Here is a 24170-nt window from a genome sequence, read left to right on the forward strand (position 1 = left end):
ATAATGGCATTTAAGGTGTTTGAAATTGCTACAACGCGGTACACTAATAGTTTAAGAAAACAATTTACGCATGTTGGAAACTATCCAAATCGAAAAAAGAATTGAGAGTTTTTATGTCAAAGGAAGATCCACAAAACGAAAATATTCAGGCAATTCCGACCAGAAAGCAGTATCGGCGGCGCCAACGTCGTGAAGCATTACTAAGCAAACTGCATTTGCAGGGGGGCCAATCGGAAGTTTCTTCAATGGCCGATTCAACAGCAACAGTTAGCCCTCAGAATGAATCAGTTACTGCATCCACGAGTCACATTTCCGACAGTGATATGGTTGCTGATTCGACTGCTGCAGTATCGAATCTTACACAGTTGAAGTCGAGCGCACAGGACAAACATGTTGCTGACAGTGCTCAATCTGAAATTGTTGAAGAAAACACAAGTGCAGCATCTGATGTGAAAGCCGAATTGCAATCACAGGCTCAATCAGAGACTGAACTCGAACGTGAGGTTGAGAAAGAAGAAAAGCCACTTCACTTAGTTTCGAGTCGTTGGACGGCTTATCCTGATTCATCAGCAGAGTCGGCGATGGCTAATACTGATGAGGATACGCGTAATGCTGAGGGTTCCCAAGCGGTTCCTTTAGAACGGACCATTCCTGTTGTCCATGAAGAAACAACATTTGCTCAAACGAAAGACGATAGTAGCGACAGCGAAGATCTCGGTGAGATTGTTGAACGACCGGGATTTGAATCGGGAGCCGTATCTGACCAAGAGCAGATTCTGCGTGGTACAGGATGGATGACGGCAGCCAGCATCACATCGCGAGTATTAGGCGCGCTGTACATTATTCCGTGGGTTGCTTGGTTTGGCACATTTTACAATCAGGCCAACGCGCTGTTTTCAAAAGGATATAACGTATACTCCATTGTCTTAATGATTTCTACTGCTGGGATTCCAGCAGCCATTTCTAAGTTGATTGCCCACTATAATGCTTTGAATGAGTATGGGGTCGGCTACCGTTTGTTCAAACGTGGCTTATTACTATCACTGGTTACGGGATTAGTGGCTGCTGCGTTGCTGTGGTTTATGGCACCAACGCAATCACTAACTACTGGTGATCCAAACGTCATCCCAGTATTACGGTCATTGACCCTTGCGGTGTTTGTTTTCCCAACATTATCGATGATGCGGGGGATGTTCCAGGGATATCACATGATGGCACCGAGCGCGATTTCTCAGTTTGTGGAACAAGTCGTACGAGTCATTTATATGTTATTAACGGCCTATCTGATTATGCAGGTTGGGTCGGCACCAGCACACAATTGGCCACGTGCTGTTGTCCAGTCGACATTTGCGGCAGGGCTGGGGGCTGTTGCTGGTATTGCCGTATTAATTTATGAAATGTGGCGTCATCGTCAGTATTTCCATAAAAAGATTGAAAACGCCAAGGGCGGCTTGGTCATTACAACTGGTCAACTGCTAAAACAGATTATCTGGCAGGCAATTCCGTTTACCATTGTGCCAAGTGCCATTGCTATTTATCAGTTATTTGATCAGGTCACGTTCTTTAGAATCATGCACGTGACTTCAAACTTAAGCTATGCCGTTCAAAACACGCTGTATGCTTACTTTGATTTCAATGCCAACAAAATCATTATGATTACAGTATCGTTAGCCTCCGCGTTAGCGGCCACTGCAATCCCGATGTTAACTGAAGCACATACGCTAAAGGATAGTGCTTCGACTAGTCGGCAGATCAACTTTACGTTAGAACTATTCAGCTTCATCATGATCCCATCTGCCTTGGGGATGGCTGCTATTTCTGTGCCACTCTACACATTCTTTTACCATTACTCACTGGCCGGTTCATTAATTCTTGAATTTTCATCGTATTTATCTGTTTTGTTTGGTTTATTTACAGTGTTGTCGACAATTATGCAAGGCGTTGATCAAAATAAGGCAGTTATCTGGTATATGGTGGTTGGTTTGATTGTCAAAATGGTACTCCAATTTCCAATGGTGGCATTGGCACAACCATTAGGACCGTTGGCTGCAACGTTGATTGGCTTCACTGTTTCCAGTGTACTAATCTTACGTAATTTGAACCGGCATTTTGATATCGACTGGGATGGTCTTTTACATCGACTCAATCAAATTATTGTGTTCTCGTTAGTTACGTATATTGTGGCCCGATTATCTGTTTGGGGTATCGATCACGTTATGAACACGCAGTTCAAAGTAACGGCGTTCATTGAATTGTTGATTTCTGTTGTTCTCGGTGGTGGTGCATATGCTTACCTTAGTTTGCGGTTTAGACTGGCAGATAAAATGCTTGGTAGCCGGGTGGAACGGATTCGCACGCGTTTTCACATTAAATAATTGATAGTTTCGGAGGTAACATTGTGTCCAAAGGCATTCGCTTAGATAAATACTTGAAAGAAATGCGGGTGGCAACGCGTAGTGAAGCGCACACGCTTATCCGTGATGGACACGTTGAAGTTAATGGCAATGTTGCTAAACAAGCACGTCAATCGATTGATCCGAATCATGATAATGTTTTAGTCGGTGGTCAACGTGTTGTCTACCAACGTTATTTTTACTTTTTGTTGAATAAACCTGTCGCAGTAGTGACAGCGACTACAGATAAGGCAGCACAAACAGTAATGGATCTGTTTAATAAAGCTGACTATCGTGATGATTTGTTCCCGGTCGGACGTTTGGATAAAGATACAACTGGGGCATTGCTGATTACGAATAATGGTGAGTTAGGGCATCGGTTGACCAATCCTAAACATCACGTGACGAAAGTTTATCAGGCCATTGTGACTGGAACGCTGACTGAAGATGATGTTGCCCAAGTTGCAGCAGGTGTTACGTTAAAAGACGGTACAGTGCTGAAACCGGCTGATATGAAATTGGGCGCATATGACTCAGTATTGGATCAAACAACGATTCAGCTTACCTTGACAGAAGGTAAGTACCATCAGGTCAAACGGATGGTTGGTAGCTTTGGACAACGGGTCGTGCGGCTGGAACGCTTATCATTTGGGCCGCTTAAACTGTCCACGGGATTGTTGCCGGGTCATTATCGGGCACTATCAGAGGATGAAGTTAACGCGCTTAAGGCAGCGGCTGACCTCACTCAGGATTAAATCAATAAAAAAATGAGCATCACTTTGACCTGCCAAGAATTGGCGGTTGAGTGATGCTCTTTTTTTATATTTTAGTAGATTGGGGTAACGAGTATTGTTTCATATACCAAGGAATTTCTTCGCTGATTTGTGTCGGTAGAACAACGTAGGCGTTGTGCGCCAAGTCGTCAGCAATCTGGCTATGAATATAAACGGCTGACAAGACGGCATTGAGTTGGTCCGCAAATTGAGCAGCGAAGCCACCAACCATGCCAGCCAGAGTGTCACCCATTCCGCCAGTGGCCATTGCAGGTGTGCCACCAGGATTCTCAAAAATTTGGTGGCCAGCGTAGACTTGAGTATGATGTTTTTTAAGGACAACAATGCCACCAAGTTTTGCGACAGCTTGTTGATTATTGTCTGGGGTTTGATCCTTGATTGTGATGCCGGATAACCGTTGCCATTCCATTTCGTGAGGTGTGAACACAAGTTTAGCGTTTGGCAATGGCAGATCGTGTTTGGCCACTAAATCGATGGCAGAACCGTCAATTGTGAGTGATTGTTGTGGTTGAACGGTCGCAAACACGCGTCTAAGGGCAGTTAACCCCGCTTCATCTGAACCGAGTCCAGGGCCGACAACGATACTGTTGGCGTTACTGATCAATTCGGTTAGGGTTGTCTCATCGTGAAAATCGGTCACCATTGCTTCCGGCATACGGGCGTGTAACGCTGTGATATTAACGGGATCGGTCAGTGTTGTGGTCAAGCCAGCGCCGGAATAGATGCCAGCAGTTGTTGCCATGATGATGGCGCCGCCAAATTGAGCATTACCGCCGACTAAAGTTAACCTGCCGTATGTGCCCTTATGGCTATTTTCAGGACGTGGCTGAATTGTTTGACGTAAAATTGTTTCTGTTATTGGTTGAATGGACATAAGCAACCTCCTTGGTCCGCTTTCATAAAGTATAGCATGTCCTGGCAAAACAGCGGGCTAAAACAGGAGCCGTGAGAGGGTGGATATGCTAGACTATAACTAGTGCTTCAACCTTAATGAAGAAACGGAGAGACGATGCATGACTGATTGGAAAGCAGAAGTTGATAAACGAAAAGCGGATCTAATGACGGATCTGCAAACGATGTTGGAGGTGCCCAGTGTTCGTGATGACAGCAAAGCCACCGATGATGCACCTTTAGGCCCTGGTCCTAAGGCTGGCTTGGAAACGTTCTTGGGCATTGCTAAACGTGACGGCTTCCGCGTTAAAAATATTGATAACGTTGTTGGTTACGTTGAACTTGGTGATCCTGATGCAAAAGAAACATTGGCCGTTTTAGCACACGTGGACGAAATGCCCGCTGGAACAGGTTGGGATACCGATCCATTTACACCAACCATAAAAGACGGTAAGTTGTTCGCCCGTGGTGCGTCTGACGATAAGGGACCTGGGATGGCTGCCTACTATGGCCTGAAGATTGTTTCTGAATTAGGTTTGCCACTCAAACGTAAAATTCGTTTCATTGTCGGCACAGACGAAGAATCAGATTGGACGGGGATGACCCGTTACTTTGAAGTTGAACCAGCGCCAACACTTGGTTTTTCTCCTGATGCAGAATTCCCAATTATCAACGGTGAAAAAGGCAACATCACGCTGAAAGCTAGTTTTGAGGGCGAGCAAAATGCGGATACAGTTAACACGTTGGTTTCGTTTGCCTCTGGTGAACGTGATAACATGGTGCCTGCTGAAGCTGATGCTGTTGTGACCAGCAGTGACAATGAAGCATTTGTTGCTGCTTTCACTGCCTTTTTGGATAAAGCACCAGTTACCGGTGAAGTCACCACTGATGGCGATGGCATTCATTTGCATGTTGATGGGAAAGCCTCACATGGCGCATGGCCTGAAAACGGAATCAATGCTGGAACTTATCTAGGCGCCTTCTTAGCGACGCAAACATTTGATGGTGCGGCAGCTAACTTTGTTCAATTTATTGCAGATGATGTTCACGACGACACTGTTGGCGCCCATTTAGGCGTTAAGATTACTGATGACGTGATGGGTGCGTTATCGATGAATATTGGGATTATGAACTTTAAGGATAATCATGGTGAAGTAACCTTGAACTTCCGTTATCCAAAGAACACGTCTGCAGAAGAAATCACAGCTGCTGTTGTCAAAGGTGCCGAAATGCATCATGGAACAGCGGTTGCCGGACGCGCGATGGAACCACATTACGTTTCTCCAGAAGATCCCATTGTAAAGACGTTGCTCAATGTTTACCATGATCAAACCGGTTTGCCAGCTAAAGAAGAAGTTGTGGGCGGTGGCACTTACGGCCGTTTGATGAAACGTGGGGTAGCATTTGGGGCAATGTTCCCTGGCGTTCAAGACACGATGCATCAGCCAAACGAATTTATTCCAGTTGATGATATCTATCGTGCTTCAGCGATTTACGCGCAATCAATTGCTGAATTGGCCGCCCAAACGGATGACTAGTTAGCGTTTCACACAACATAAGTAATAAAAATACCGACCAGAAAGTTGAAATCTTTCTTGGTCGGTATTTTGGTTTAGTTGCGGATACTCTTCAAATGTTCATCGATTTCGCCAAGAACTTCAGTGACATTTTTAGGATCTTCAAGATTGTATTTTTGTAAGTCAACTTTCATTTTTGGAGAGGCGTCGTAATCGCGATACCATTCTTTGTAAGCTGACCACATTTTATAGTAGTAGTCACGCAGGGCAGGGTCATTGTCGAATTGTTCGTAGTCACGGCCACGTTTTTTAATTCGGTACAGGATGGTCTCAAAATCGGTTTCTGAGTAGACCATCAAATCAGGCGCTTTTTTAGGCAATTCCTGAAGTTCATTCATCATGTTGTCTAAAAGGTTGAGGTACACTTCGAGTTCAGTATCTGAAATGTTACCTTCCTTGTTATTTTCTTTGGTGAACAAGGCATCTTCATAAATCGAGCGATCCAGCACATTGTTATCATCTGCCAATGCTTTCTTGATCATTGAAAAACGTTTGTTCAAAAAGAAAATCTGTAATAGGAACCCGTATTGTTTAGGATCCTTGTAGTAAAGCGGCAACACTGGGTTGTTACCAACGGGTTCAAAGAACGCCTTGGTATGTAAGTGGTCTGCGATTAAGCCTGTAAGAGTTGTTTTACCAACCCCAATCATTCCTGCGGTAATTATCACCATGGATATCTCCTCGCTCAAGTTTTTTAGCGCTACAACATATGGTACAACATTTTGGCTTGTCATACTGCATCTATTGCAAACAACTTAGTCAATTGTAACCATCAAAAAGCGCCGAGCTGTGAACTCGACGCCATAAAAAAATTTAGGCTTGCGGTCCTTCGTCATGATTGTTGGATGCTTTAAGCTCATCACGAATTTCCATCAGTAGGTGTTCAGTTTTGGTTTCTTTCGGTGTAACTTCCTTCCTTGGCATGATCTTATTAATTGCTTTAACCAATAAGAACACGACAAACGCGGTGATTAAGAAGGAAATAACCGAATTAATGAAACTGCCATACTTGAACTTGGCGGAGCCAACCGTGTAGGCCATTTTTGAAAAATCGATGCCGCCAATGAAAATTCCGATCAACGGATTGATTAAGGTGCTAACCAGTGATTTAACAATCGCTGTAAAAGCAGATCCGATAATGACCCCAACAGCTAAATCAATCACGTTTCCACGCGTGATAAATGCCTTAAACTCTTTCCACATGTGTCTCTTCCTCCGTATATGTAAATTGCAATAACAAACGCTAATTCATATTTTAGCGAACATTTTGCGTGCATAAAAGGGGCGTTGCCACATACGATAAAATAAATTTTAGAAAATTAATTGTGTAAACTCAAGCGTTGACGATGTGCTTAGGCTGCTCACCGTGTTCGACTGCAATGACGTTTTTTGCCACGATGGTTGCCATAGCATCCCGGGCTTCAACCGTTGCGTTACCAATATGTGGCGTCAAAGTGACATTGTCCAGTGCTTTATAACCCTCAGCAACCTTAGGTTCATTTTCGTAGACGTCCAGGGCAGCTCCGGCAATTTGGTGTTGTTGTAATGCTTTAAGCAGGGCGGTCTCGTCGATGATGGGACCCCGAGCAGCGTTAATGAGAACGGCTCTAGGCTTCATTTGCGAAATGGCAGTCGCATCAATAAGGTGATGTGTATTGTCGGTCAATGGTGCATGGATGGTGACGACATCCGATTGGCTCAACAATTCTGGCATAGTCACGTAGGTTGCGTTTAAGGCCAGTTCCTGGTCATTCGCCAACGGGTGGCGCTGTGTGTAAATAATGTGCATGCCAAATGCATTTAAGCGTGTTGCGACAGCTTGACCAATGCCACCCATCCCGATAATACCAACGGTCTTCTGATTGAGTTCATGGCCAAGGAAAAAGCGTGGTGCCCAGCCAGAGAAACCCGTTGTTCGCATCAAACGATCACCCTCAGCGACGCGACGTAGGGTGCTTAGAATCAGGGCAACCGTCAATTCTGCCGTTGAAACGGTTGAGACAACTGGGGTATTGGTGACAGGAATACGATGCTGTTTTGCCGCCTGAACATCGATGTTGTTGAAACCGGCACCGTAGTTAGCAATTAATTTTAGTTTGGGAGCCGCCTGGATTAAATCAGCATCGACCATTGTAGACAGCGAGGTAATTAAGTAATCTGCTGTTTCGAGGTTCTTTGCTAGTGTTTTGCGATCAACGAGTCCTTTGCCGTCATAACTGTTAACGGTTAAACCAGCCTCAGTCAACATTTGCTGGGCTTTGTCAGGAAATTGAGCTGATAAATAAACGTTTGCCATGTCATAGACTTCCTTCTATACAAATATAGTGAATCATACTAACTTCATCTTACACCGTTTAGAAATCGTTTACATGATTGTCAAACCGCCTTTTTTTCGGTATGGTAGTGACAGAAGTAATGCTCGCCGCCAACCGTCATTTTAGCTTATGACAGTAGCGGGTGGGTGTACGTTTAAGAAGAGTGATGGGGCAGACTTGGCATATTAAAGTGATGACCCATCTGATGGGAGACATACTGTGATTAAAATTATTGCGAGTGATTTGGATGAAACATTATTGGATACGGATGGTTCATTAAATCAGAAAAACATTGACGCCATCAAAGCTGCTACTAAGGCGGGCGTTTATTTTGTACCAAATTCAGGTCGCGGTTATGAATCCTTTGAGGATAATTTAGTTGATCTCGGACTAGCACAACAGCCGCACCAATATAAAATTTCTTATAATGGAGCCGCTATTTTGGAAAAAGCACATGACCGTGTGATTGCGACTAATGGCATTCCCTTTAACTTAGCAAAAGGCGTATTTGATGCCGGGCGGACGTTTGATCACGTCAGTTGTCATGTTTACTTATTGGATCAGCTCTATATTTATCACCAAACACCAACGGATGCCGCTTATATGGCGTCTCGCCAGGTTCCGTTTACCAAATTAGAAGAGCCGGACATTGATTTTTTGAAGAATCGCCCAATTATGAAGGTGATTTTCGAAACACCGGATGTTAAGCGTCAGCACGAACTGGCAGACCACGTTATGGCCACTTATGGTGATGGCGTGGACGTGACCTTTTCGTCTGGTCGCTACATTGAGTTCAACAAGAAGGGCGTGAACAAGGGCCGCGCCTTGTTGCAACTAGCTGATTTACTGGGTGTGGATCATGAAGATACGATGGCTGTTGGCGACAACTTTAATGATTTGCCGATGATCAAGGCGGCTGGTGTTGGCGTCGCGGTGGCCAATGCTGTTCCAGAAGTTGCCAAACAGGCTGATGTACAGACTAAGGCCACTAACGATGACGGCGCGATTGCTGAATTGGTTAATGAGTATGTACTGAAGGGATAACGTGAATGACAGATATTGAGACACAACTGGCTACGGCCCAAGATCGCAGTTTATTAATTGCGATTTATAATTTTATGGATGAGGAAACCTTCTCCGTCGGTTACGTGATGGCTCAAGATGCGACTTCGGTGTGTTTGCGGGTGATTGATCCTAACGGTGCTGTAAACGGCATACAAATCATTCAGAAGGCATTTATTACTAAGATCCTGTTACGTTCAGATTATTTACGTAGCACGGAAGTTTGGCAACAAACGGCCATCGCTCAGCATCGTGAAGATCCGTGGCAGATTGCGCAGTGGACAGATACATTGACGCTTAATCCCGATCATTTACTAGCCTCGGCGTTGCAAGCAGCGCTTACCCACAAGTGGATCATTAATCTTGGAACGTTACGTCAAATTGATGACGAGACGGCAGAGGATGCGGATTTCACTGGTTTCTTAGGTGACTTTGTTGGTGACACATTGGCCCTTAATTATTTGAACCCGTGGGATTTAAGTGACGCCTGGCAGTTGGACATGAAGCTGGATGAGATTAATTATATTCGCATTGGTGCAGGCGTCTGCGTGAATATGCAGGCACTGTTTGAAGCGTATACGGATGAGCGTTTTTAACAGATTTGTGTTAATCATGAAGGGAGAAAAATGAAGTTGAGCAAAAGGTTAAATTTGGTGGTTAAGGTATTCTTTTCATTGTTTTTGGCATCTTTACTAATAGTTATGGGTAACCTTCAGCGAGTTTATGCATCGCGTAGCTTTAGTTCAGAAGACATCTCAGAAATTAAGTCGGATTTCTTCAGAGACGTGAATTTATTGAGACAGGCGAACGGAGAAGTGAATTTAACTAACTTGGACGGCCAGAATGATACTCGTCGAATAAACCGCCTAAGTTTGTCTGAGTACACAGTGGCCGAAGTAAACAGGCAGGTTCAATATGATTCATCTGGCGCAGGTATTAGTCACATTAATACAAGCGCCTCTAAAATAAATGGGCAATATCCCACAGACGCGCAGGAAATAGGATCTGCCGGTTATTTAATGGCGGCTTCTAACATTGCTCAGCTGACTAATGTGAGCGATGGCTTATCGAATGAGCAAGTCGCACGAACTTTGCTTTTTTCCTTGTATGATGATTCCAACAATGTTGGGATTACAACTGACAAACAAAATGATTTTGGCCACAGAAAAAATTTATTGAATCCGTATGTCGATGCTTCGAGCGTTGCCGTTACAACGAATGCGAATTCGATTTTTCTTGTACAATCGTTAGTGATTTCCAAAATTAGTAGTCAGTTTACACAAACACAAATAAATGCAATTAATGATTATGCAAACTACACATCTTCATTAACAAGCGGTCCAAAAAGTGAATGGTACTATCCGTCTTGGTTGATGGCGCAGAGTGTTGAACAAATACCTAGCATGACGACGGTTAGTGAGCCAAAGTGGCCTGCTGAGCCTGCAACGGGTTGGTCAAATAACAACAATCAGTGGAAATACGTGCTTCAAAATGGTGCTACAGCGTACGGTTGGCAATGGATCAATGGTGCTTGGTATTATTTTAATGGCTCAGGTGTAATGGTTACAGGCTGGCAATGGATCAATGGTATTTGGTACTACATGTATAACAACGGTGTAATGGCCACTGGTTGGCAGTGGATTAACGGCGCCTGGTATTATATGTATAACAACGGTGTAATGGCAACGGGCTGGCAGTGGATTAACGGTGCCTGGTATTACATGTATAGCAATGGCGTAATGGCTACCGGGTGGCAATGGATCAACGGTGCTTGGTATTACATGTATAGTAACGGTGTAATGGCTACTAGTTGGCAGTGGATTAATGGTGCCTGGTATTACATGTATAACAACGGCGTAATGGCCACTGGTTGGCAGTGGATTAACGGTGCCTGGTATTACATGTATAGTAACGGCGTAATGGCCACAGGCTGGCAACGAATCAATAATGAGTGGTATTACATGAATTACAGTGGTCTTATGATTACGAATTGGTGTTGGATCAACGGTAGCTGGTATTATATGTCCAGCAACGGTGTAATGACCACAGGTTGGCAACGAATCAATAATGAGTGGTATTACATGAATTACAGCGGTCTCATGGTTACGGGTTGGCAATGGATCGGTGGTGCTTGGTATTATATGTACGATAATGGCGTTATGGCAACTAACGGTAATGTATCCGGTTGGAATATAACAAGTTCTGGACAGGCCTATGCTTAGTTAGATTTTTTACACAGCTTTTTGTTCTCCTAAATGTGGTTTTGCATAAAAAGCGCTTGCCGTCAGAGTGGAGGTCGTGTAAACTAGTATCTTGTTGAGGGCGAATAGCCATTAACATGCCCCTGTGGCGGAATTGGCAGACGCGCAGCGTTCAGGTCGCTGTTCACCTTGGTGAGTACTGGTTCGAATCCAGCCAGGGGCATAAGAAAACATTCAGTTATAAGAAGACCGTTTCTATGTGTTAATTTATTGGCATACAGAGACGGTCTTTTTATGCAGAAAGCAGTGTGTTATGAAATCTAAAAGCAGAATTTTTAGTCAATTTTATCAGCTATTCATCATTGTTTTGGCGATTATCTCTGTGGTGCTAACGCTCTTCGATCTTACTGGTGAAATTAACTTATCTTTGGCACCATATTCAATTATTGATACTGCCATTTGGTGTATTTTTGTTGTTGATTATATCGTTGGTCTTTTCAGTGCAACATCAAAGCAGCAGTATTTCAAAGCGCATGTAATGGATCTGCTTGCAATTATTCCCGTTAATGCTGTGTTTAATCTGTTTCGTTTTGCCCGTATTTTTAGGATAATTCGTTTATTACGGATATTTCGAATGGCTGGTATTATTGGCAAACTGCAGGATAAGCTTAGGAATTTCTTACAAACAAATGGATTCATTTATTTGCTTTATGCCAGTATTGCAATTTTGCTTGTTGCTGCTTCGGTGTACGCCACTGTTGAAAAGATTTCCTTTGGCAATGCGTTATGGTGGGCGATTACGACCGCTACAACAGTAGGATACGGTGATATTTCCCCGCATACTGTCATTGGCAAAATTGTGGCAATTACATTAATGCTGATTGGGGTCGGTTTTGTTGGCATGTTGACTAGTACGTTGACGACTTATTTCACTAAAAAGAGTCAGCGTAAAACAGCGGTCTCGAACGATGAACTGTTACACGAAATTAAGCAGTTGCATGAAGAAAACCAGTTAATGCAACAAGAAATCAGAGAATTAAATACATTTATCAAACGTGAGGACTAATTAAGGATTACATCGATAATTGATGCAATCCTTTTTAGTTTCCAAAAGAACAAGGCTAAATGTTGACGATAGTGAGTTCAACACGAGTTTTTTACGCAGAAATAGTGAGAAACAATTTTTTGAATGATATTGTGTTGACTTTTATATTATACGACATATAATATAGTCACAAACAAAGTAGGAGACCAAATATGTTTAAAAGACACAACGCTTCAGTTAGGAGGCCAGGATCATGAGCATTCAAGTCAGCACAGAGTTGCTAGATGGGATGGTGCTTGCGTTGCTGGATCGAGAAGATCTATACGGTTACGCATTAACACAACACATCCAATCATCAATCACAGTTTCTGAATCGACCATGTATCCAGTGCTCCGTCGGTTAAAAAAGGAAGCGTGGTTGACTACGTATGATCAACCATTTCAAGGCCGCAATCGACGGTACTATAAAATCACGACAACCGGCAAGAAACGGTTAAAAGAGATTCTGCATGAGTGGGATGCGTATAAAGACAGCCTAGATGGCATTTTTAATCCACCAGCGCACATGCAAAACAAAACGGAGGGGACAACTGATGACAACTGACGCCTACTTAAAAGAACTACAACGACGCTTACACGGTTTAAGTGACAGCGAGCGTTCAGATGTAATGGATTTTTATACGGAATATGTGGAAGACGCTAACCTGACATCGGGGGATGCCATCGTTAGTAAATTGGGGACACCGAAACAACTGGCTCGCAAAGTACTCGCCGACTACTCCATTAAGGAAAATGAGACAGCTGAACAAAAGGGCGAGCGACGAACATCACGTTCCAATGCCAACATGGTATGGATGATTATTTTGGCGATTCTGTCAACGCCGGTGACCATTCCAGCGGCCATTGCGATCGTTGCCGTGTTGTTCGCCGTAGTCGTCGTCATGGTTGCACTCATTGGGTCCGGGATTGTTGTAGCAGTGGCCTTGGTTGGTGGTGCTATTGCGGTCGCTGGCGTCTCACTGTACACCGGTGCCTACATGGTCTTTACAAACTTCTTTGTCGGCATTGCCTACTTGGGCGTTGGTCTGACTGGTGTTGGTGTCATCTTGATTTTGATCCCGTTATGCTATTACATCATTCGTTTCCTGATCCAGATTTCTGCAAACTTTATTCGCTTCTTGTACCGTAAATTTTCAAACCGGCGTCAACAGCCGAAGGGGGATCATTAATCATGAAGAGAACTTTAAAAATTGGCATCGCAGTGCTCATCGTTGGTTTGATCATGGTTGCTGCCGGTGCTTTTACCCACAGTTTTAAAGACGTTACGTTTAATCATCATGGACGACCAGAACTAAGAACGACGCAAACAGTCAGCAAGAAAGTGAAGGATTTTGACGCGATAAGCGTCGACTTGAAAAGCGATCAGATTCGTATCAAGGAAGGCGACACCGCTCGTGTCCAAGTTAGCAGTACTAAAAAAGCCATGCCAACAGTTAGATCGGTGGGGCACAAACTGGTTATCGAACAAAAACGTGCAGACAATTCGATGACCGGCTGGAGTTTTGGTGACAATCCTGAAGGTACGTTTGGTTTTGGAACATTCTATGAGTCTAAACACCCCGACCGGACCGTTGTTGTGACAGTTCCGCGGGGCACTAAACTCAACAACATTAGTATTAAAGAACGTCAAGGCGCCATCCGGATTACTGATGTTTCATCTGACACAGTCAGCATCAGCGCTCATGATGACGTGATGCTTGAACACATGACGGTCACACAGCCACTGAAAGTTAATAGTCATGACGGGAATCTTTATGTGACGGGGATGACACTAAACACACCATCCATTAAAACTGATGACGGTGCGGTTAGTCTACGAGATGTTCAATTGAACCAAGGTTCCATTCAACTGACTGACGGTACGTTCAATATGACAAATGGTGGGTTTACCGGTGCCGTTAATGTAACCAACGATGACGGCGATAATGAGATTGTTAACGCTGATCGGAATAAGGGTTATATTCTTCATGGCGACGATGAGAATAAGTTGTTTGAGCAACACAATGAAGATGGCGGCACATTGCAACAAAATGAAACGGTGCCAGACATTATGCACTTAACTACCAATGACGGTAAAAATTCCGTACAATGAAATTAACGATAATCAAACGAATAACGGGGAGGATGATTAACGATGAAAAAGAAATTAACGAAGTCTAATGATAAGGTTCTGGCGGGGGTCTTTGGTGGTATTGCGGAGTACTTTGGTTGGGACATCGCCTTGACACGGGTGATCGGCGGGATTCTGATTGCCGTTTCGTTTGGCCCTGGGATTGTTGCTTATGCGATTGCTGCGCTGGTTATGCCCGACGCTGAGGGGCACCATTTCTCAGCAGATGCATCTTATGAACGAACAGAAGACGATCATCGCAATTCATTCGATGGCGAATTCACGGATCCAGACAGCAAACAGAAACACGACGATCAATAATTAATTGTCATCGTATAAAAAAGGCCGCTAGCGCTTGACGAACTGTCAGGTGTTAGCGGTCTTTTTTAGTGATCTGAATCTAATGCATCATGCTAAGGAGTTGCGTAATCGCAACTGCGTTAATCATGAAATGAACCATGATGGAATTAAATTGTTTGTGTGTTTTTTGGTACGTAAACGCTAAAATGGCGCCCATCATAAAGTAGAGCAGGAAACTGATTGGATTGCCGGAAATGTGGCCACTGGAGAATAACACGCCAGACAGTAACACTTTAGCCCACAGGTTATTTCGTTTGAAAAAAATGTTGGTGATGACACCGCGAAAGACGAGTTCCTCTAAAAAAGGTGTTAGCAATACGGCCGATACGCCGAAGCCAACCATGGCCACCGGACTTGTTTTCATAATGGAACTGATGGCCTGATTATTTTCAGTCGATTGCGTGTGGTACAGCACCTGTTGGAGGCGCATTAATATAGCTTCACTAAAGATGATGGCCAGGTAGGCCAAGATAGCGACCCCAATGTCTCTTAGCTTAAAATCATGGAACAACCGTTCACCAGACCAATGGCGAAAGCGACGGTAGGCAATCCAAATGCAGATCAGGAAGGACCCCCAGAAAGCAGCGAGGAGAATGTACCCGCTAGTGTTGGCAAACGTCGTCTTACTGGCAAAGGCCAAGATGGTAGGAGGCAGTTGAACCATAATCCAAAGTGATGCCACTTCCAAAACGCGCGGCAACCACGAAAATAAAAATGGTCGATTATCGTTTGTCATCGGAACCTCCGTCTTTTGTTTGTTGCAAACGTAGCTGCCAAACCTTGATGAGGGTCACCAACACGGTTGTTAAGATGAACGCACCAATCCACAAGGCGAAAAGGGTGACGCCGGTTAGGTGTTGGGCTTCAGTGAGCCACACAACGCCGCCGAAAATGACAATGGCAAGTACGATAATGCTGCTGGACAGAATTCTTTGCATAGCAAACTCCTCGAATTAAGATGGTCCAATTGTATCACAGTGATGATTTGAACATCATGGAAGCATGACTAAGACATAGTTCGCCAGTTTAACAGCACTTTCACGGTTTTGTTTAAATGTTGCCGCCCTCCAGCTGACTATGTTGGCTATGTATGTTAAATCGTTCTTACTATCAATTTTTATCAGAAAAAAGCGGGCAGCCTAATGAGTGCCAGACTGTCCGCCGAGTACGATTTGAAGGATACTGCCCGCTACTTTGCCAACCCATTGCATTGGCCTGCATCCTACCTAAGCAGGACATGAACCGTTGCGCCAGTTTAGCTTAAAACGGGTCCGCCATGTGGTGGTCGATCTTTTGTCAAACGACTCAACTGACTTTCATCACTTGGTGTTCCTTCTTGAGGTTAGTGTAGTCTAATTTGGAGAAGAAGGGCGATTAATGTGCCTGTGTAATTGAGTGGATTATGAGGGAAAGGTACTGAATTGCTAGATTGCACGTTTGTCTACTTGGTGATGTTTTAGCTTTTGTCTTCCAGATGTGTTGATGCTCTCTCTACATAGCGATAACGCGCTCCAGCCCCAGAGACCTGTGCATAACACAAAATGAGTATTGCTCGGTCTCTCCCAGGGGCTTGTCATAAACGTGTTCACGCCCCACAAGCCTGTGCATAACCCAAATTGCCTGCTGTAAAGGCAAAGTGCGCCCTCACAACAGGCAATTTATGTTATTGCTCGGCTTGCAATCGGGGGCGTTCACACTCTCACAAAAAAAGCCACCACAACTTTCGCTGTGGCGGCACGGAAGGACAAATCCTGATCAGCAAGTGGTTTTGCCGCCCACTGATGAACGAACGTGTTTTAACATCGTGAGAGCCTCAGCGACCTTCACCATGGCTCATTAGCAGTGGCCTTTCAGCACGATGGTTGTCAACGACGTGAACCGTGCGCCGATTCACGTGACGTTTGAAACCCTTGACCATCACAGCAGGGATAGGGACAACAATCGGATTAACCGTTTGATTTAGACAACGAGCACGTTCCAGGGCTGCGACCAACCAAGCTCGTTCAACACGAGGCACTGTTGATCTGCGCTAACTTCCGCTCAGGATGGCGGTATCAACGATTGTGATGTGAAACATCGCCGTTGACGGTCGGAATTAAAGATTACGACATGACCGCTGCTCCTCTGTGAAAGCCTTGTTCCTTCTGATGGTTATAGTATATCGCCATTTAGAAAAGCACACGCAAAATAGCGATAAAATAAGGCCGGATGACGTTACTTTTGTTGGGCTCGATTGCTAACTTGTTAAACAAACAATGACGACCTAACGGCGATAAAACAAACTGCACCACACTAAGATGGTGCATGTGATAAGATGAGACTTGATATTCGCACAGACGATCGTTGGTTCATGATCATATATTGGACCACGTATTAATTAAGGACGTGACTTATTTAATGGGTAAAATTCGTATCAATAATATGCAATTTCATACGTATAATGGCGTTTTTCCGGAAGAAAAGAAACTGGGCCAGCGGCTGGAAATGGACGTTGAACTGAACTATCCAATTGAGACAAAAGTGCATGATGATGACCTAACAACGACCATTCATTACGGGCATGTTTATGATGATATTGAGTCGTTCGTTTCAAATCATTCCTACGACTTAATTGAATCGTTGGCTAACAACACGTTGACGATGCTTCAGGAAAAATATCCTGAAGCTACCGGTGTTACACTCCGCGTGCGCAAATATTCGGTCCCAATTGCCGGAATCTTTGATAACGTTGAAATTGAAGTGGCTGGTGGTGATGCGCAGTGACTATGGCTTATTTAAGTTTGGGATCAAACGTTGGTAATCGCCGCAAACACTTATTGTATGCGTTAGCGCAATTGCGCGCGGATCACGCGACTGTCTCAATGAAAACGGCTCATTTTTATATCACTGAACCCGTTGGTGGCGTAGTTCAAGACAACTTCCTGAATACTGCGGTTGCCATTGATACCAAACGGTCGGCAGAATCTTTGCTGACATTGGTTCATCAAATCGAACAAGCACAGCACCGTCATCGTTTCATCCATTGGGGGCCACGCACAATGGATCTAGATATCATCTTTTATGGTGATGAACACATCAATACGAAAACGCTCACAGTGCCACATCCGGAAGCACCAAATCGGCGGTTTGTGCTCGAACCGATTTTAGAAATTAGTGGGGATGATCGCGCAATTCAGAGACAGGTCAGTGATTGGTTAGCTGAAACGGACGATCATCAACAAATCAACAAATTATCGTAACATCTTTGAATTATCAGCATTGTTAGTCATTAGGCTAACAATCTTACATAAGTTCGTTATTTAGAAATTGTTTTAAAGGAGACACGCATTAATGACAGATGAACAACAAGCCACAATTGAAGGCGCTGTCCGCCAAATTTTAACTGCAGTAGGGGAAGATCCAGACCGGGCTGGCCTTGTCGAAACGCCGGCACGGGTGGCACGTGCGTATGCAGAGATGTTTTCTTCGCTGGAACAACCGACATTTAAGGATTACAAGTTATTTCATGAAGAGGATAACGCCGACATGGTTGTCGTCGGCCAAATTCCGTTTTATTCGATGTGTGAACATCATTTACTACCATTTTTTGGCCGTGTCAGTGTTGCCTATGTGCCCACAAACGGGACTATCATCGGCCTTAGCAAGATTCCTCGGCTCGTTGATTACGTCAGCCGCCGACCAACGGTGCAAGAAAATATTACGAACCAGGTGGCTGCTGAGTTAGAAAAAATTTTGAAGCCGGCTGGAGTGGCTGTCAGCGTTGCTGCGCGACACATGTGTATGGAAATGCGCGGCGTTAACAAGACGGGTTCTGTCACGCAGACAGCGACATATTTGGGTGAGTTTAAAACAAATAACGCATTACGCCAGGAATTTTTAATGAGGGCCGAACATGGCAACATTAACGTATGAGACATTAATTAATGAAATGAATCAAGCAATGCTTGCGGGCGACGAGGATCGTGTGCCGCTGTTACGTCAGGTATTAGCAGCGGTTGGACAACCCGATACGCAGGCGCCAATTATTCACGTGGTTGGCACAAACGGCAAAGGATCAACGGTGACGTTGATGGCAGATACATTGATTGCTGCTGGTCATAAAGTCGGCGTGTTTACGAGCCCAGCCATCTCTGATCAGCGCGAGCAAATTGTGATTAACGGGCAGATGATTGACAAAGAAGTTTTTGTCCGTTTGTATCAGACACTGTTGCCGATCGTCAGAAAAATTGTGCCGGATGACTCATCACTAACCATTTTTGAGTGGGAGGTTGTCATTGCGTTGGCGTGGTTTTCTGAACAGCACGTGGACTGGATGATTATCGAAGCTGGCCTCGGTGGTTTGATGGACGCTACTAATGCGATTATATCCCCACGGTTCAGTGTGTTTACGCACATTGCGTTGGACCATACCCGCATCTTAGGCGACACGATTGCAAAGATTGCGCAAAATAAGGCGGGCATTATCAAACCAAACACGACAGTAGTGATTGCGCCTGGTCAAAGTGATGATGCAAAAGCGGTTATTGAACAAACTGCTAAGCGTGCTCACGTGCCGGTGATGCTAGCCAGTAAACAGACATGGTTTGATAATCCTCAATTTGGCCTGGATGGCACAACGGTGGATGTTCACTGGTCCAGCAAGACCATTTGGCATCAGGTTCATCTTAATTTGGCTGGGCAGCATCAATTAGCTAATGCGGCCACTGCACTGACGGTGCTAAAACAAGTTGCCGAACATGACAGCCGCATTGATGAAGATGCCGTGCGAACGGGTTTTAATCAGGCAGCCTTGCCTGGGCGACTGACAACGCTAGCGGCGACCGATAAACATCCCCGATTGTTGGTCGATGGTGCGCATAATCCAGATGGGATTCAATCGCTGGTTCGGTTGTTAAAGCAGGTGGCGCCAACCCGTCGGTTTACGTTTGTACTTGGCTTTTTAGCGGATAAAAACGTGGCGGGAATGCTGGCAGAATTGCTGCCATTAGCCAAGCAAGTCGTGTTAACGGTTCCAGACCAGCATCAGCGAGCACTACCGATTGATGCATTAACTGAGATGGTGGGTGATACATTGGCCAAACTACAGTTAAATGACGTAGCGGTGTTTTCAACGGCCACTGCGCGTGATGCTTTAGCTTGTTTGCGCAAACGTAACGTTGAACCACCAGTGATTGTGACGGGGAGCTTTTACCTTATCCGGGCGTTGCGGGAGGCTGGTTTAAATGACTAATCCACTATTTGTCGCAGCAACCAACAATCGACAAAAATTTGCCGAGTTGGCACGGACGTTTGCCTTTTTTGGTCAGACGATTCGCCCGTACTGGACTTATCTTGGCCGATTACAATTTCCCAAAGAAGGGACCGCTGATTTCAAAAACAATGCTGAAGGCAAGGCAACGTTTATTCAACAACGCTTGCCAGAAGCGACCGTCGTGGCCGATGACAGTGGCCTGTTTGTCGACGCATTGCCAGACCACTTTGGGGTGACAACGATGCGCGAACTGTCCGCTCATGCGCATGATGATGCGGCCATGAATCGTTACATTCTGCGTTTATTGGGCACACAAACGAATCGCCATGCGATGTTGACGACAACGCTGACAGTACTTAGTCATGATGGTCAGTGGCTCACGTCGACAGGGCAGCGCCGGTTCCAGATTCCGTTTGTGCCAGTCGGTCAGTATAGTGTCGGCTTTGATCGAATTATGTGGGATTCTAAAACAGGACTGACGCTAGCTCAACTGCCGAATCAGGCGCGCATTCCGTTTACACCAAGAGGCATTGCAGTACCTAAATTATTGGCAGAGTTACGATAGTGGGAGGATACGACATGAAAGTTACAGAAATAAATGCTGACGACCTCAGTCAAACTAATGGTCTGGCCGAGGCCGCTTTGCTGGATGCCATCAAACATCAGCGTCAGTTGGCATTGATGTTTGAATTCGACAATACGGATAATCGAACCAGACTGGTCAACTTGATGGGCAATCTTGATGCCGTAGTCACAGTGGCTGGTAATAATGTGCAAACATTGATTAGTGAAGCCGCTTTGCCAGTTTTGGAACAGCAATTGAGTCGTCAGTTTGATAACAATGTGCTGGCAAAAGGCGTCGGCACGATTCGGCAGCAGCATGAAATTCATTGGCAAGCAGGGCGTTTTGATTTTAATGTGACCGCCAAACCACTGATCTATGGAATTTTAAACGTCAGTCCTGATTCATTTTACGATGGGGGCCGCTACCATGATATGGATTCTGTATTGAAGCGGGCAGGTGAGTTTGCCCAGGCAGGTGTGCCCGTGGTTGAAATTGGCGGCCAGACGACGCGACCACACTTTACGGAGATTACGCCTGAAACTGAAATTCAACGGGTTATGCCTTATATTAAGGCCATTAAGGCGCAATATCCTGATTTGGGAATCGCGGTTGATACTTATAAGTTACCGGTGATGAAGGCGGTATTGGACGAAGGGGTTGATATCATTAATGACGTTAACGCCTTTACTGATAATTCTGACAAACTGCCGCTACTCGCTTCGAGTAATGTTGGTTTGTTAACGATGCATGAAAGTCGTGCCCGCGAATACGATAATTTAACGACGGCAATGACAGATTTCTTTAAAACAAATTTGGATGCACTGAAACACGCTGGTATCAATGAACAGCGGATTGCTCTGGATGAAGGGATTGGGTACGCCAAAGTGGCTGATGGTTACCAGGATTTCACCATGATGCGCAACATCAACCAGTTTTTGCCGTTTGAACGGCCAATTATGATCGCCATTTCGCGAAAGGGCTTTGGTCATAAACTATTCGGTTTGGCAAAGGAAGATCGTCTATCTGTGACGTTAATTGCCGAAGCCTATATGTATCTGCACGGTGGTCGTATTTTACGGGTTCACGACATTGAAGAAACGAAGCAGTTAGTCACATTGCTGGATACGATCGAGGACAGCTATTGGTTCCCAGACAGAACAGAAATGCATCAGTAGCTTTTGATTGTTGCCAATGTCGTAACTGAGACTGAATAATTAAGGTTTAGTCAAAGGTTTAGCTGTTCAAAAAAATGGCGGCGTTGGTTGATAGTTCTGGTGTATACTGGATATTCAAGAAAGATAAAGGGAAGTTTGGGAACGCATGGCGAAATTACAATTATCAGCATCAGAAATTTTGACGATTTTACGTGAGCACCATTTGTTGACCAACGTGATAAATGCCAATGATCAGTTAGTAGTGACCGATGTCACATACGACTCACGAACGGCAAAGCCGAATGGTTTATTCTTCTGTAAGGGTAACTTCAAGCCAGAGTATTTAACTACGGCGGTTGATGCCGGTGTTACAGCCTATGTATCAGAAGTTGCGGCTAAGCAGTGCGAGGCCACTGGCTTTATCGTGACAGATATCCAAAAGGCAATGTCGCTGCTGAGCGCTGCCTTTTTTGGCTACCCACAAGATGATCTATTTATTGTGGCGTTCACAGGGACGAAGGGGAAAACAACCTCTGCATACTTTACGCGAGGCATTCTGCAACAGACGACGAATAAACATACCGCATTGTTTTCAACGATTGACCGGATTTTAGGACCAAAACCAGAGCAAGAATTCAAGTCTGATCTTACGACGCCTGAATCACTCAATTTGTTCCATGATATGCGTGAAGCCGTTGATTCTGGCATGACGACGTTGGTCATGGAAGTGTCTTCACAGGCGTACAAGAAGAACCGTGTGTATGGCTTGAAGTATGATGTTGGGATCTTTTTAAACATCACGCCAGATCATATTGGGCGCAACGAGCACCCAACGTTTGCTGACTATTTGCACTGTAAATTACAGCTCTTAGTCAATTCTCGGCAGTGCATTATCAATGCAGAAACGGATCACTTAGAAGATATTTATATGGCTGCTAAGGCAACGACGGAACCTGAGGATATCTATCTGTATGCTCGTGATGGTTACAAGCCAAGCATTGATGTGCCAATCGACTTTCGTTACCACAGCAATGAAGATACTCTGAAGGATGCCAAATTTACGGTGTCGCATACGGATCTAGCGCCAGCCAAACTGAATTTAGATGGTGAGTATCAACTGGCGTTGCCCGGTGATTACAATGAGAATAACGCGGTGGCATCACTCATTGCCGCTGGTCTAGCTGGCGCGACAGCTAATGAGGCTCAACAAACATTGCCAGATATCACGGTCCCTGGTCGGTTTGAATCGGTCGCCACCAAGAATCACGGGATGGTGTTCGTTGATTACGCCCACAACTACGCATCCGTCAAGGCTTTGCTGTCGTTCTTGCGGAAGCAGTATGCTGATAGCCGAATCATTGTGGTGGTTGGCAGTCCTGGTGACAAGGGCATTTCGCGCCGAGAAGGTTTCGGTAAAGCGTTGAATGAAGAGGCTGACGTGGCTTACTTAACCGCTGATGATCCTGGTTTTGAAAATCCCGCTGACATTGCCCAACAGATTGATGAACATATTGATCATAACCGGGTTGATGTTCACGTTCAGATTGATCGGCCAACTGCCATTCGTGAAGCCATTAGTGATAGTCATGCCGACGATGTCGTTGTGTTGGCAGCAAAAGGTGAGGATCCTTATCAAAAGATTCGCGGAGTGGACACACCATATCCAACTGACATGGCTGTTGCCAAACAAGTAATTGCAGATATTGAAGCGTAATTTTATCTCTGTTGTAGGATTAACATTGCTAAAATCTTGGGCCGTTGTTGCCCATTGAAGATAAGATAGCGACAAAAAAGACAGCTCACTTCAAAAATGTGAGCTGTCTTTATATGCCATGATAAATGAAAATGAGTTTTTTGTTTGTCATGGTAAGGATTGTTTGTGTTCTGATAATTAGGCAGTCAAACTGTAAATGGTGTAGCCAAGGATGATGGTGGCGACAAACAGCAAACCTAAGACGACATACAACCAAGGAGTGACGTGGGTTTCTTGCTTTCTGGCGAAGACGATTTCAACGACGCCAATAAGCAGAATTGCCAGTATACCTTTTAAAATTGTGAGGATGGGAACCGTTGACCAGGTCTTGGTGGCAGCAATGAAACCAGTGATAATCATCACCATGTAGAGTAGTCTGCTCCACATCAGCCACCATTTAACGCGCTTTTCTGTTTTACTGAACACGCCAGCGAGAACTGTCAGAACTAGTAAAATGGCAATCCAAAAATGACTGGCAATTAAAAAATTCATATTTTTTCCTTTCTGAATCAAGTTTTTTGAGTGAATCAACTTGACATGAAACTGAAGCTATCTTAGCATTGTTAAACCGTGTCGTTAAGCGGTACAATCAATGCTTATACAGGCCTTAACATGCATCACTAAAATGAGCAGGCCTGA

26 protein-coding genes and 1 tRNA gene are annotated in these 24170 nt (G+C 44.7%); 19 read left to right on the forward strand and 8 right to left on the reverse strand.

Annotation, left to right across the window (positions count from 1 at the left end):
- The first annotated feature begins 113 nt into the window (after positions 1-113).
- Both LROSL1_RS05180 and LROSL1_RS05185 read left to right on the forward strand, forming a co-directional pair.
- Positions 114-2375, forward strand: a complete 2262-nt coding sequence (locus tag LROSL1_RS05180; protein ID WP_225440556.1) for a putative polysaccharide biosynthesis protein — start codon at positions 114-116, stop codon at positions 2373-2375.
- Between the two features lie 35 nt (positions 2376-2410).
- Positions 2411-3148: a pseudouridine synthase gene (locus LROSL1_RS05185; RefSeq protein WP_178914928.1), complete on the forward strand. Its 738-nt coding sequence runs from the start codon at positions 2411-2413 to the stop codon at positions 3146-3148.
- A 64-nt stretch (positions 3149-3212) separates the two neighbouring features.
- Here the strand turns inward: LROSL1_RS05185 and LROSL1_RS05190 are convergent, their stop codons facing one another.
- Positions 3213-4055 carry an NAD(P)H-hydrate dehydratase gene (locus LROSL1_RS05190; protein WP_161001538.1) on the reverse strand — a complete coding sequence of 281 codons (843 nt, stop codon included), beginning with the start codon at positions 4053-4055 and terminating at the stop codon, positions 3213-3215.
- 145 nt (positions 4056-4200) lie between these two features.
- On the opposite strand from LROSL1_RS05190, the gene pepV reads away from it, so the two are divergent.
- Complete coding sequence (gene pepV / locus LROSL1_RS05195; protein WP_178913950.1) at positions 4201-5616, forward strand: dipeptidase PepV; 1416 nt, start codon at positions 4201-4203, stop codon at positions 5614-5616.
- Positions 5617-5690: 74 nt separating this feature from the next.
- On the opposite strand, the gene LROSL1_RS05200 is transcribed toward pepV, so the two are convergent.
- The 3 genes from LROSL1_RS05200 to LROSL1_RS05210 form a co-directional block, all read right to left on the reverse strand.
- The gene (locus LROSL1_RS05200) at positions 5691-6326 is read right to left on the reverse strand and encodes a deoxynucleoside kinase (protein ID WP_017261623.1); all 636 of its coding nucleotides are present in this window, start codon (positions 6324-6326) and stop codon (positions 5691-5693) included.
- A gap of 142 nt (positions 6327-6468) precedes the next feature.
- On the reverse strand, positions 6469-6858 hold the full coding sequence (gene mscL, locus LROSL1_RS05205) for a large-conductance mechanosensitive channel protein MscL (RefSeq protein ID WP_017261624.1): 390 nt from the start codon (positions 6856-6858) through the stop codon (positions 6469-6471).
- Positions 6859-6988: 130 nt separating this feature from the next.
- Positions 6989-7951 (reverse strand): NAD(P)-dependent oxidoreductase, encoded by a 963-nt coding sequence (locus LROSL1_RS05210; RefSeq protein ID WP_178913951.1) that lies wholly within the window; start codon positions 7949-7951, stop codon positions 6989-6991.
- A gap of 238 nt (positions 7952-8189) precedes the next feature.
- Between LROSL1_RS05210 and LROSL1_RS05215 the strand changes: the two genes are divergently transcribed.
- The 9 genes from LROSL1_RS05215 (at position 8190) to LROSL1_RS05255 (ending at position 14769) form a co-directional block, all read left to right on the forward strand.
- Complete coding sequence (locus LROSL1_RS05215; RefSeq protein ID WP_178913952.1) at positions 8190-9014, forward strand: Cof-type HAD-IIB family hydrolase; 825 nt, start codon at positions 8190-8192, stop codon at positions 9012-9014.
- A gap of 5 nt (positions 9015-9019) precedes the next feature.
- Positions 9020-9628, forward strand: coding sequence for a hypothetical protein (locus LROSL1_RS05220; RefSeq protein ID WP_178913953.1), 609 nt, complete (start codon positions 9020-9022; stop codon positions 9626-9628).
- Between the two features lie 219 nt (positions 9629-9847).
- A complete protein-coding gene (locus tag LROSL1_RS05225; RefSeq protein ID WP_178913954.1) occupies positions 9848-11254 on the forward strand; it encodes a hypothetical protein in 1407 nt (468 codons plus the stop codon).
- Positions 11255-11372: 118 nt separating this feature from the next.
- Positions 11373-11456 (forward strand) — tRNA-Leu (locus LROSL1_RS05230).
- 90 nt (positions 11457-11546) lie between these two features.
- Positions 11547-12299, forward strand: a complete 753-nt coding sequence (locus LROSL1_RS05235; protein WP_178913955.1) for a potassium channel family protein — start codon at positions 11547-11549, stop codon at positions 12297-12299.
- A 232-nt stretch (positions 12300-12531) separates the two neighbouring features.
- On the forward strand, positions 12532-12882 hold the full coding sequence (locus LROSL1_RS05240; protein ID WP_017261629.1) for a PadR family transcriptional regulator: 351 nt from the start codon (positions 12532-12534) through the stop codon (positions 12880-12882).
- Positions 12872-13507 carry a DUF1700 domain-containing protein gene (locus LROSL1_RS05245; protein ID WP_178913956.1) on the forward strand — a complete coding sequence of 212 codons (636 nt, stop codon included), beginning with the start codon at positions 12872-12874 and terminating at the stop codon, positions 13505-13507. The genes LROSL1_RS05240 and LROSL1_RS05245 overlap by 11 nt, the downstream gene beginning before the upstream one ends.
- 2 nt (positions 13508-13509) lie before the next feature.
- Positions 13510-14430, forward strand: a complete 921-nt coding sequence (locus tag LROSL1_RS05250) for a DUF4097 family beta strand repeat-containing protein (protein ID WP_178913957.1) — start codon at positions 13510-13512, stop codon at positions 14428-14430.
- A 42-nt stretch (positions 14431-14472) separates the two neighbouring features.
- Positions 14473-14769 carry a PspC domain-containing protein gene (locus LROSL1_RS05255; RefSeq protein WP_178913958.1) on the forward strand — a complete coding sequence of 99 codons (297 nt, stop codon included), beginning with the start codon at positions 14473-14475 and terminating at the stop codon, positions 14767-14769.
- Positions 14770-14848: 79 nt separating this feature from the next.
- On the opposite strand, the gene LROSL1_RS05260 is transcribed toward LROSL1_RS05255, so the two are convergent.
- From LROSL1_RS05260 to LROSL1_RS05270, 3 genes are all read right to left on the reverse strand, one after another.
- On the reverse strand, positions 14849-15544 hold the full coding sequence (locus LROSL1_RS05260) for a CPBP family intramembrane glutamic endopeptidase (protein WP_178913959.1): 696 nt from the start codon (positions 15542-15544) through the stop codon (positions 14849-14851).
- Positions 15531-15746, reverse strand: a complete 216-nt coding sequence (locus LROSL1_RS05265) for a hypothetical protein (RefSeq protein WP_017261634.1) — start codon at positions 15744-15746, stop codon at positions 15531-15533. Before LROSL1_RS05265 ends, LROSL1_RS05260 begins: the two co-directional genes overlap by 14 nt.
- An 875-nt stretch (positions 15747-16621) precedes the next feature.
- Positions 16622-16825, reverse strand: a complete 204-nt coding sequence (locus tag LROSL1_RS05270) for a hypothetical protein (RefSeq protein WP_178913960.1) — start codon at positions 16823-16825, stop codon at positions 16622-16624.
- Positions 16826-17205: 380 nt separating this feature from the next.
- Here LROSL1_RS05270 and folB point away from each other — a divergent pair, with 380 nt between their 5' ends.
- The 7 genes from folB to LROSL1_RS05305 all read left to right on the forward strand — a co-directional run bounded on the left by folB (position 17206) and on the right by LROSL1_RS05305 (position 23492).
- Positions 17206-17571 (forward strand): dihydroneopterin aldolase, encoded by a 366-nt coding sequence (gene folB / locus LROSL1_RS05275; protein ID WP_017261636.1) that lies wholly within the window; start codon positions 17206-17208, stop codon positions 17569-17571.
- Positions 17572-17573: 2 nt separating this feature from the next.
- Positions 17574-18047: a 2-amino-4-hydroxy-6-hydroxymethyldihydropteridine diphosphokinase gene (gene folK, locus LROSL1_RS05280; RefSeq protein ID WP_225440574.1), complete on the forward strand. Its 474-nt coding sequence runs from the start codon at positions 17574-17576 to the stop codon at positions 18045-18047.
- A gap of 91 nt (positions 18048-18138) precedes the next feature.
- Positions 18139-18720, forward strand: a complete 582-nt coding sequence (folE, locus tag LROSL1_RS05285; protein ID WP_161001484.1) for a GTP cyclohydrolase I FolE — start codon at positions 18139-18141, stop codon at positions 18718-18720.
- Entirely contained in the window at positions 18701-20038 is a 1338-nt protein-coding gene (locus LROSL1_RS05290) for a bifunctional folylpolyglutamate synthase/dihydrofolate synthase (protein WP_178913962.1), read from the forward strand. The genes folE and LROSL1_RS05290 overlap by 20 nt, the downstream gene beginning before the upstream one ends.
- Positions 20031-20624, forward strand: coding sequence for a non-canonical purine NTP pyrophosphatase (locus tag LROSL1_RS05295; protein ID WP_178913963.1), 594 nt, complete (start codon positions 20031-20033; stop codon positions 20622-20624). The genes LROSL1_RS05290 and LROSL1_RS05295 overlap by 8 nt, the downstream gene beginning before the upstream one ends.
- A 14-nt stretch (positions 20625-20638) precedes the next feature.
- Positions 20639-21799 (forward strand): dihydropteroate synthase, encoded by a 1161-nt coding sequence (gene folP / locus LROSL1_RS05300; RefSeq protein ID WP_178913964.1) that lies wholly within the window; start codon positions 20639-20641, stop codon positions 21797-21799.
- 145 nt (positions 21800-21944) lie between these two features.
- The gene (locus LROSL1_RS05305) at positions 21945-23492 is read left to right on the forward strand and encodes a UDP-N-acetylmuramoyl-L-alanyl-D-glutamate--2,6-diaminopimelate ligase (protein WP_178913965.1); all 1548 of its coding nucleotides are present in this window, start codon (positions 21945-21947) and stop codon (positions 23490-23492) included.
- Between the two features lie 177 nt (positions 23493-23669).
- Here LROSL1_RS05305 and LROSL1_RS05310 read toward each other — a convergent pair whose 3' ends face one another.
- On the reverse strand, positions 23670-24023 hold the full coding sequence (locus LROSL1_RS05310) for a DUF1516 family protein (RefSeq protein ID WP_017261643.1): 354 nt from the start codon (positions 24021-24023) through the stop codon (positions 23670-23672).
- Between the last annotated feature and the right edge of the window lie 147 nt (positions 24024-24170).

It is taken from the genome of Furfurilactobacillus rossiae, assembly GCF_013394005.1.
GTDB classification, from domain to species: domain Bacteria; phylum Bacillota; class Bacilli; order Lactobacillales; family Lactobacillaceae; genus Furfurilactobacillus; species Furfurilactobacillus rossiae.

What these genes read in the sequence shown, in the direction of transcription:
- pepV (WP_178913950.1), top strand. Translation starts at nt 4,201, where the DNA reads ATGACTGATTGGAAAGCAGAAGTTGATAAACGAAAAGCGGATCTAATG.
- LROSL1_RS05245 (WP_178913956.1), top strand. Translation starts at nt 12,872, where the DNA reads ATGACAACTGACGCCTACTTAAAAGAACTACAACGACGCTTACACGGT.
- folB (WP_017261636.1), top strand. Translation starts at nt 17,206, where the DNA reads ATGGGTAAAATTCGTATCAATAATATGCAATTTCATACGTATAATGGC.
- LROSL1_RS05210 (WP_178913951.1), bottom strand. Translation starts at nt 7,951, where the DNA reads ATGGCAAACGTTTATTTATCAGCTCAATTTCCTGACAAAGCCCAGCAA.
- LROSL1_RS05265 (WP_017261634.1), bottom strand. Translation starts at nt 15,746, where the DNA reads ATGCAAAGAATTCTGTCCAGCAGCATTATCGTACTTGCCATTGTCATT.
- LROSL1_RS05255 (WP_178913958.1), top strand. Translation starts at nt 14,473, where the DNA reads ATGAAAAAGAAATTAACGAAGTCTAATGATAAGGTTCTGGCGGGGGTC.
- LROSL1_RS05240 (WP_017261629.1), top strand. Translation starts at nt 12,532, where the DNA reads ATGAGCATTCAAGTCAGCACAGAGTTGCTAGATGGGATGGTGCTTGCG.
- LROSL1_RS05305 (WP_178913965.1), top strand. Translation starts at nt 21,945, where the DNA reads ATGGCGAAATTACAATTATCAGCATCAGAAATTTTGACGATTTTACGT.
- LROSL1_RS05310 (WP_017261643.1), bottom strand. Translation starts at nt 24,023, where the DNA reads ATGAATTTTTTAATTGCCAGTCATTTTTGGATTGCCATTTTACTAGTT.
- folP (WP_178913964.1), top strand. Translation starts at nt 20,639, where the DNA reads ATGAAAGTTACAGAAATAAATGCTGACGACCTCAGTCAAACTAATGGT.
- LROSL1_RS05290 (WP_178913962.1), top strand. Translation starts at nt 18,701, where the DNA reads ATGGCAACATTAACGTATGAGACATTAATTAATGAAATGAATCAAGCA.
- folE (WP_161001484.1), top strand. Translation starts at nt 18,139, where the DNA reads ATGACAGATGAACAACAAGCCACAATTGAAGGCGCTGTCCGCCAAATT.
- LROSL1_RS05180 (WP_225440556.1), top strand. Translation starts at nt 114, where the DNA reads ATGTCAAAGGAAGATCCACAAAACGAAAATATTCAGGCAATTCCGACC.
- mscL (WP_017261624.1), bottom strand. Translation starts at nt 6,858, where the DNA reads ATGTGGAAAGAGTTTAAGGCATTTATCACGCGTGGAAACGTGATTGAT.
- LROSL1_RS05260 (WP_178913959.1), bottom strand. Translation starts at nt 15,544, where the DNA reads ATGACAAACGATAATCGACCATTTTTATTTTCGTGGTTGCCGCGCGTT.
- LROSL1_RS05250 (WP_178913957.1), top strand. Translation starts at nt 13,510, where the DNA reads ATGAAGAGAACTTTAAAAATTGGCATCGCAGTGCTCATCGTTGGTTTG.
- folK (WP_225440574.1), top strand. Translation starts at nt 17,574, where the DNA reads ATGGCTTATTTAAGTTTGGGATCAAACGTTGGTAATCGCCGCAAACAC.
- LROSL1_RS05200 (WP_017261623.1), bottom strand. Translation starts at nt 6,326, where the DNA reads ATGGTGATAATTACCGCAGGAATGATTGGGGTTGGTAAAACAACTCTT.
- LROSL1_RS05220 (WP_178913953.1), top strand. Translation starts at nt 9,020, where the DNA reads ATGACAGATATTGAGACACAACTGGCTACGGCCCAAGATCGCAGTTTA.
- LROSL1_RS05295 (WP_178913963.1), top strand. Translation starts at nt 20,031, where the DNA reads ATGACTAATCCACTATTTGTCGCAGCAACCAACAATCGACAAAAATTT.
- LROSL1_RS05235 (WP_178913955.1), top strand. Translation starts at nt 11,547, where the DNA reads ATGAAATCTAAAAGCAGAATTTTTAGTCAATTTTATCAGCTATTCATC.